Origin of the sequence: Lagierella sp. ICN-221743 (assembly GCF_037890055.1) — a bacterium.
GTDB lineage: Bacteria > Bacillota > Clostridia > Tissierellales > Peptoniphilaceae > Mediannikoviicoccus.
The window spans coordinates 1-8950 of sequence record NZ_JBBKBD010000033.1 but is presented as its reverse complement, the minus strand read 5'-3'; the positions used below and the strand labels follow the sequence as shown (position 1 = coordinate 8950).

Sequence of the window (8950 nt, the reverse complement as noted above, 5' to 3'; positions counted from 1 at the left end):
TTATGGAGGTATTAATGAAGTTAGTAATAGCAGAAAAGCCAAGTGTAGCAGTTACAATTGCAAAAGTAATTGGAGCAAGAACAAGAAAAAACGGATATTATGAGGGGAATGGATACATTGTTTCATGGTGTGTAGGTCATTTAATTCAAATGGCAAGTCCAGATAAGATTGATGAAAAATGGAAGAAATGGAGAATAGACACTCTTCCTATAATTCCAGAAGAATATATTTATGAAGTATCTAAAAGCACTAAAAAACAATATGGAGTTTTAAAGAAACTTTTAAACGATAAGAACATCGACACAGTTATAAATGCTTGTGATGCTGGAAGAGAGGGAGAACTTATTTTTAGGCTTGTATATAATCAAGCTAAATGTAAAAAGAAGATTCAAAGACTTTGGATATCTTCAATGGAAAACAAAGCTATTGAAGATGGCTTTAGAAATCTTAAAGACGGAGAAAACTTTGAAGACTTATATAGATCGGCAAGTGCAAGATCTATTGCGGATTGGTTAGTAGGAATGAATCTAAGCAGGCTTTATTCTTGCATTTACAAGGAAACATATTCAGTTGGTAGAGTACAAACACCAACTCTATATTTAATAGCTAAAAGAGATAGTGAAATAAACCTATTTAAGAAGCAAAAATATTATACAGTTGACCTATCTTATAAAGGATTGAAGCTAGTATCAGATAGAATTGATAAAATTGAAGTGGCAGAGCAACTTTTAAATCTACTAGAAGATGAAATAGTTATTACAGAGGTAGAAGATAAAGAAATAAGCACAAAACCAGATAAGCCTTATGATCTCACTACCTTACAAAGAGAAGCGAATAAATATTTTGGGTATTCAGCAAATGATACTTTAAATCTAGCACAAGGTTTATATGAAAAAAAGCTAATCACATATCCAAGAACAGATAGCAGGTATTTAACCGATGACATGGTTAATACTATAAAAGAATTATTAGAAGGACTTGAAGAAGACTTTAAGGTTAATGAGTCAAACTTCAAGTCTATTTTTAATTCATCTAAGGTTACAGACCACTATGCAATTATTCCAACTATATCTGGCATTGGAAAAGCTAAAGATTTATCTGACAAAGAAAGTAAAATTTATAATCTAATTAAGGATAAATTACTTGCTTCATGTTCGGATAACTTAAAGGAATCTAGTAGAAAAATCAGATATGAATATGACAAGTTTAACTTTAATGCAAGTGGCAAGACTGTAATAGATGAAGGTTATACAAAATATCTAAAGACTTATGGAAAGGAAAGACAAGAAAATGAATTACCAGATATAAAGACTGGAGATAAAATTAAGCTAACTTCTAAAAATATATCAGAGAAATTTACCAAAGCTCCGAGTCATTATAATGAAGATACACTTTTAAAGGCTATGGAGAATGCAGGGATTGAATCACTGGATAAAGATATAGAAGTAGAAAGGAAAGGCTTAGGAACACCAGCTACAAGAGCAGGAATTATTGAAAATCTTATCCATAAGGATCTCATAAGAAGAGATAAGAAAAATTTACTTGTAACAGAAAAAGGCAATAGACTTGTATCGATTGTAGAGGATAAGTTTAAGTCGGCAGAAACAACTTCTGAATGGGAAATGAAACTTGCAAAGATTAGCTCTGGCGAAGTAGATAAAGAAGACTTTTTAAAAGAAATTAAAGATAGTATAAGGGGGCTTGTAGATAGGTACAAGAATAATCTAAATGAATAAGGTAAAAATATTAGAGCTTTTCGGTGGCATAGGTGCTATTAGAAAGGCTTTTATTAATTTAAAGATACCTTATGAAGTTGTTGATTATGTAGAAATAGATAAGGCTTGTGTTAAATCATATAATGAACTTTATGGAGAAGATTATAAGCCAAAATCAGTAGTAGGATATAAAGTACCTAATGAGAATATAGACTTAATAATGCATGGAAGTCCTTGCCAAGACTTTTCAAGAATTGGAAAAAAGCAGGGAGGAGTGAAAAACTCAGGCACTAGATCAAGCTTACTATTTGAAACAATTAGAATAATCAAAGAAATGAAAGATAAACCTAAATGGATAATTTGGGAAAATGTAAAGGGAGTCCTTGATAGAAATATGAGGGACTCCTTTTTTATTTATCTAAAAGAGCTAGAAAACCTTGGATATGAAAGCAAATATGAAATCTTAAATGCAATGGACTTTGGGATACCTCAAAAAAGGGAGAGGATTTTTGTTGTTTCATGTCTTGGAGCAAATAACTTTTCTTTTAATAAATTGGAGAGGAAAGAAACAAGATCACTAAGTGAATTTTTAGAAAAGAATGTAAGTGAACTTTATACAATGACCCAACCTTATATGCTGAAATTTTTAAATAAAGGCATAGATAACAGTTTTAGAGGGCGACTCAAAGTGATTAAAGATTTTTCTTATACTATTTCTACAAAACAGATGAGAGTACCTAATTCTGGAATAATAGATATTGGAAATGGTAAATATAGGTATTTAACAGAAAGAGAATGTTTAAGACTCATGGGTTTTGATGACAGTGATATAGATAAACTAGAAGAAGTACATCCAAGAAGAAAAAATTGTACTTCAAGCAAGCTATATAAGCAGGCCGGCAATTCTATTGTGGTTGATGTTTTAATGGCTATTATAAAAGAAATTCATAGAATGGAGGTAGGAAATGCAAGTAAATGATTTTAAGAATATACAAGAAGCAATAAAGTATGAAGTTTTGCAAGATGAAAAAGAATATTTAAAACTCTTAAAAGTTATAGGCAATAATCAGAAATATGATTTTTCTAGCCAATTAAGTATATATAACAAAGAACCTGAAGCTAGAGCTTGTGCGACTTTTGATATGTGGAAAAAATATTTGGGCAGAGTTGTTATGAGAGGTCAAAAGGGTATTCCAATTTTAGTTGGAAGTGATGTAAACAAAAAAGTTTCATATATTTTTGATATTAGTCAGACCACATCAATGGATAGGAATATTAATGAGGTTAGCTTATGGCAGTTTGATCATGAAAATCATAACGAGGCTTTAAAAGAAATAATAAGAGATTATTCATTTGAAGATAGTGATTCACTCAATGAAAATATATTTTCTTTGAGTCGAATTTATGGAGATGAATATATTAACTTGGCTCTTGCTGATTTGAGAATAGATATAGAGGATAGACTGAGTTTTGAAAAGTTTATGAGAGACTCAATATCTTATGCAGTAGCTAATAGGTTTAATACAGTCTATCCTATGGATACGGAAAATTTAAAAAATAATTTTTCTAGGATTAATACTATTTCTTTAGAACAGATAGGTCTTGTAATATCAAGGGTTAGCGAAGATATTATAGATAGCACAATAGAAAAATCTAAGGGAATGGATCGTGCTAGGCTGCTGACAGAAAGGGTCGCTGCCGACTATAATAGAGATATAGAAAATATAAATGAAGATAAAGGAGGTCAAGATGATTTATATAGACGAGATGATAGGTCAAGAATTAGAGATGGACGAGTTTTCACAGATGGAAGCGACAGAGGAAATAGCAATGAAGATCGAAGAGAAAACCTTGGACATGATGGAGAGGGATCTGGAATTTATGGAGAGATTTCCGAATCCGACTTACGCAGTTCAAAGACTGTCTTACCTAGTAGGGAGCGAGGACATGGAGAACTGGAAGAAACTTCAGGAAATGTACGAGGAGAAAACACTTTTGAATCATCTGAAGGAAATTCAGAATCAGGCAGTGGACTTTATCAAGAGAGAGAAAGTCAAGATGATGAAAGCACAAGGATTGACAGAGAAGATGATGAGAGAGAATCCAGAAGAATACCAAGGACAGATGAACAACTTGATGGCAACAGTGAAGAAAATGGCAATCAAGGAATACGTAGAAGCTTAGAAAATGAAATAAGTCAAGAAAAGGAAGCTGATGAAGCTTCTTTTTTTGATGACAAAAATGAAAATAGAAAAGATTATTGGATTGTAGAATTTAATGAAAACCACGAATTAATTCCAGATTATAGTGGGCAGATAGTAACTAAAGACTTAATTAATGTCCTAAGACAAAAAGATATAGATGTTAAAGACCATAATCAAACTCTTGGAGAAAATGAGTTTGGAGAAATGACTGATGATTATATCGGATATTTCAAATTCTATTTTGACCACTATGTAGACGGAGAAGTTGTCGAGCATTATAGGATTGACCTTGGTGATGGTGAAGAAGTAAATGAGCGTGAATTTTCATATTTAGAAGAACAAGTTGCACTAAGTGAGGAGAAATCTTTACAAGAAGAAGCTAAAGAAAATATAGAGCCTAAATTTAAGATAGGCGATCAGGTTAGATATAAAGATAAGGACTTTACTATTACAGATTTTGATGAACTAAGTGGAGGACTTAAAACTGTCACTATCAGAGACAATATGGAGTATATGGGAGGTATGATTAGGGGTTCGGAAGTAATTCCATATAGAAACGATTCGTACCTTGAAGAAATCTTTGAAAATCTAAGTCAAACATCAGAAAAACTAGCAGTAAAAGTTGGTAAAGAATTTATTTTAGAAGATGAGAATACCTTTGATGGAATTAACTTGATTGAAACTGGAACAAAAGCAGAAGTTAATGGGGAAGAATTTCCTTTATATAAGGGCGAAACATTTGAAGAAAGTAGAAAGATTGATGACCTTTTAGATAGTGGAAATTATGAGATATACAAATTATCTGAGCATGAAAAACAAATTGAAAGACAAGTAGAACAAGAAAGCTTTATAGATAACCACAATCTTGAAATTGACCAAATGATGGATAGATACAATGTTCCAAGAGAAGCAGCCGAAAACTTATTGAGGGGTAAAGAAGAGTTAAAAAATCTAGGCTATGAACCTAATAAGGAAAGACTAAGTTTTGCTAGAAATTATGACTTAAAAAATCATATCTACTCAGAATACCTAACACCATCAGAAAGGCTAGATAAAAATATAAAAGCTATTAAAATGCTAAAAAGACTTGAAAATGAAAATAGGAGTCCAAGGGAGTATGAGCAAGCCTATCTTGCTGATTATCTAGGTTGGGGTGGTCTTGCCGATGTCTTTGATGAAGAAAAGGGAGGACAATGGCTTGAAGCAAGAAATATTTTAAAGGAAAATTTAACAAATGAAGAGTATTTGAATGCTAAAGAGTCTACTCTAACATCCTTTTATACACCTAGAGTGGTAATGGATGGAATATATAAGACCATAACAGATATGGGTTTTAAGACTGGGAATATCCTTGAACCATCTGCAGGAGTCGGTAATTTTATTGGTAATATGCCAAGTGAAATACAAAGCTCTAAAGTCTATGGAGTAGAAAAAGATAGTCTAAGCGGAAGAATAGCAAGAGAACTTTATCCTGAAGCTAACATTCAAATTAAAGGCTTTGAAGAAACAAATTTCTCAAATAACTTTTTCGATTTAGTTATAGGAAATGTTCCCTTTGGAGATTTTAAAGTTAACGATCGTGAATATAACAGAAATAACTTTCTGATTCACGATTATTTTTTCGCAAAGTCAATAGATAAGGTTAGAAATGGAGGAATTATTGCCTTCATAACATCATCTGGAACTATGGATAAAAAAGATGAATCTGTTAGAAAATATATTAATGCAAGATGTGAGTTTTTAGGAGCTATGAGGCTACCTAATACAACATTTAAAGGACTTGCTGGTACAGAAGTTACTTCGGATATTATTTTTCTAAAGAAGAGAGATTCAGTTATAGAAAGAGATGACGATTGGATTCATCTAGCAACTGATAAAAAGGGTTTGACTTATAATAAATACTTTGTAGATAATCCTCAAATGGTATTAGGGGATATGAAAGAAGTATCTGGAAGATTTGGAAATACTATTACTTGTGATGAAAAAGAAGACGAAAATTTAAAAGATTTAATGGATCTTGCAAGTAAGGAAATATCTTCAAATTCTAAATATGAAGAAGTCGAGCTATTGGAAGATGAAGAATTAAGTCTTCCAGCAACAGATGATGTTAAGAATTTTTCTTATACCATTATTGATGAAGATGTTTACCTAAGAGAAAATTCAGTCTTAATTAAGCAGAATATATCAGATAAAAATAAAGAAAAAATAAAAGATTATCTTGATGTTATGAATGCCTTAAAAGATGTAATAGAAAAACAAAAGGACGATTTTTCTGACGAGGAAATAAAAGAATCACAAGCAAAGTTAAATGAAGTCTATGATAACTTTTCAAAGAAACATGGCTTTATTAACTCCTTATCAAACACTAGAGCCTTAAAGGAAGACTCAAATTTTCCTTTAGTATCATCAATAGAAATACTTGATGATGAGGATAATTTCAAAGCTAAGAGTGATATATTCTCAAAAAGAACAATAACAAAGGCAAAAGTAGTAGACCATGTAGATACTTCCCTTGAAGCCTTAGTCTTATCTGTTTCACAAAAGGGATATGTAGATTTTGAATATATGGAATCTATCACAAGTAAAGATAGGGACACCTTAATTGGTGAGCTTGAGGGCGAGATATTTTTAGATATTAAGGATACAGACCTAATAAATAACAGAATGCCCTTTGAAAACTTTAATAATGACGATCCCTTTCACTTTTCATATGTATCGGCTGATGAGTATCTAAGTGGCAATATTAGAGAAAAGATTGGTTATCTCAATTCATATATAGGAGAAATTGAAAATGTAATAGATTTAGCACCTTCTGAAAAGAAAGATACATTATTAAACGAGTTAGGCAAGCTCAAATATCAAAGAGAAAAATTACAAGAAGTTATGCCTGAAGAACTCACTGCTTCTGATATAAATGTAAGGTTAGGAGCAACTTGGATACCTCAAAAAGATATAGAAGACTTTACTTTTAATCTTTTAAAAACGCCAGGTTATGATAGGTGGAATATAAATGTTAGGTTTTCGCCACATACAAGTGAATGGAATATTGAAGGTAAAAGTGTTGACTCGACTAATGACCTTGCTAACATGACTTATGGTACAAGTAGAGTGAATGCCTATAAGCTAATTGAAAATGCTCTTAATCTAAAAGATACAAAGGTATTTGATCAAGTAATAAATGATGATGGGTCTAAGACTTCTGTATTAAACAAAAAAGAAACTATGCTTGCAAGTCAGAAGCAAGAACTGATTAAAGAAGAATTTAAGAATTGGATATTTGAAGATCCTGATAGAAGATATAGGTTAGAAAAAATTTATAATGAAAAATTTAACTCAATTAGAAATAGAGAATTTGATGGTTCTAACTTAACTTTTGATGGAATGAATACAGAAATCAGACTTCGAGAGCATCAAAAAAACGCCATAGCAAGAACTCTTTATGGTGGAAATACACTACTTGCCCATGTAGTAGGAGCAGGAAAAACTTTTGAAATGGTAGCTTCTGCTATGGAATCTAAAAAGTTAGGACTTGCAAGTAAATCATTATTTGTAGTTCCTAACCATCTAACTACTCAAATTGGTAGGGAGTTTATGCAATTATATCCGTCAGCAAACATTATGGTGGCCGATAAAAAAGACTTTCAACCGAAAAATAGAAAAAGATTTATTGGAAGGATTGCAACAGGAGAATATGACGCAGTCATCATAGGACACTCTCAATTTGAAAAAATACCAATGTCTAAGGAATACCAAGTTAGACATATACAAGACCAAATAGACGATATAGTTTCCTTTATTGATGAGAATAAAAGAAATAGAGGGGAAAATTTCACAGTAAAACAACTGGAAAAGACAAAGAAGAAGCTTTTGGTAAGACTGGAAAAACTAAATGATGATTTTAAAAAAGATGATGTAATAACCTTTGAAGAGCTAGGAGTAGATAAGTTATTTATAGACGAAGCTCATAATTACAAAAACCTATTTTTGCATACAAAGATGAGAAATGTTGCGGGTATCGGTCAGAGTGAAGCCTTTAAGTCTTCGGATATGTATATGAAATGTAGGTATATGGATGAAATGACAGATGGTAAGGGAGTTGTATTTGCTACTGGTACACCAATATCAAATTCAATGACAGAGCTTTATACAATGCAAAGATACCTTCAATATGACGATTTAAAAACAAGAGGATTAGAACATTTTGATGCCTGGGCTTCTACTTTTGGAGAAACAGAAAACACATTTGAATTATCTCCAGAAGGCACTGGATATAGGCAAAAGACAAGATTTTCAAAGTTTTATAACTTGCCAGAACTGATGAGCATGTTTAAAGAAGTAGCAGATATAAAGACTTCAGATATGTTAAATTTGCCAGTGCCAGAAGCAAATTTTGAAGTTATTAAAACAAAACCTACTGAGGAACAAAAAGAAATATTAGAAGCTATTTCAGAAAGAGCAGACGCAGTTAGAAACAACCAAGTCGAACCAACAGAAGATAACATGCTAAAGATTACAAATGATGGTAAAAAACTTGCCCTTGACCAAAGATTAATAAATCCATTACTTCCAGATGATCCTAATTCAAAGGTAAATGTATGTGTTAAAAATATCTTTTCAATCTGGGATAAGACAAAAGAAGATTCATCGACTCAATTAGTATTTTCGGATATGTCCACACCAAAAGGAGATGGAGAATTTAATATTTATGATGATATTAGAAATAAGCTAGTAGATATGGGAATACCAAAAGAAGAAATAGCCTTTATCCACGAAGCAGATACAGACAAACAAAAAGATGAACTATTCTCCAAGGTAAGAAGAGGAGAAGTAAGAGTATTATTAGGCTCTACTCAAAAAATGGGAGCAGGTACAAATGTACAGAACAAATTAATAGCCTTACATGATTTAGACGTCCCTTGGAGACCATCTGACCTAGAGCAAAGAAGTGGTAGAATTGTTCGTCAAGGTAATGAAAATGATAAGGTAAATATTTTTAGATATGTAACAGAAAATACTTTTGATGCTTATTTG

Annotated in this window: 2 protein-coding genes and 1 pseudogene; all 3 read left to right on the top strand. The window is 31.8% G+C overall.

Going from position 1 to position 8950, the window contains the following annotated elements:
• Positions 1-14: 14 nt before the first annotated feature.
• Positions 15-1736 carry a DNA topoisomerase 3 gene (locus tag WKS98_RS09560; RefSeq protein WP_498918829.1) on the top strand — a complete coding sequence of 574 codons (1722 nt, stop codon included), beginning with the start codon at positions 15-17 and terminating at the stop codon, positions 1734-1736.
• On the top strand, positions 1729-2694 hold the full coding sequence (locus tag WKS98_RS09555) for a DNA cytosine methyltransferase (protein WP_498918828.1): 966 nt from the start codon (positions 1729-1731) through the stop codon (positions 2692-2694). The genes WKS98_RS09560 and WKS98_RS09555 overlap by 8 nt, the downstream gene beginning before the upstream one ends.
• A 1801-nt stretch (positions 2695-4495) precedes the next feature.
• Positions 4496-8950: pseudogene (locus WKS98_RS09550) on the top strand (helicase-like domain-containing protein); the annotation flags it as partial.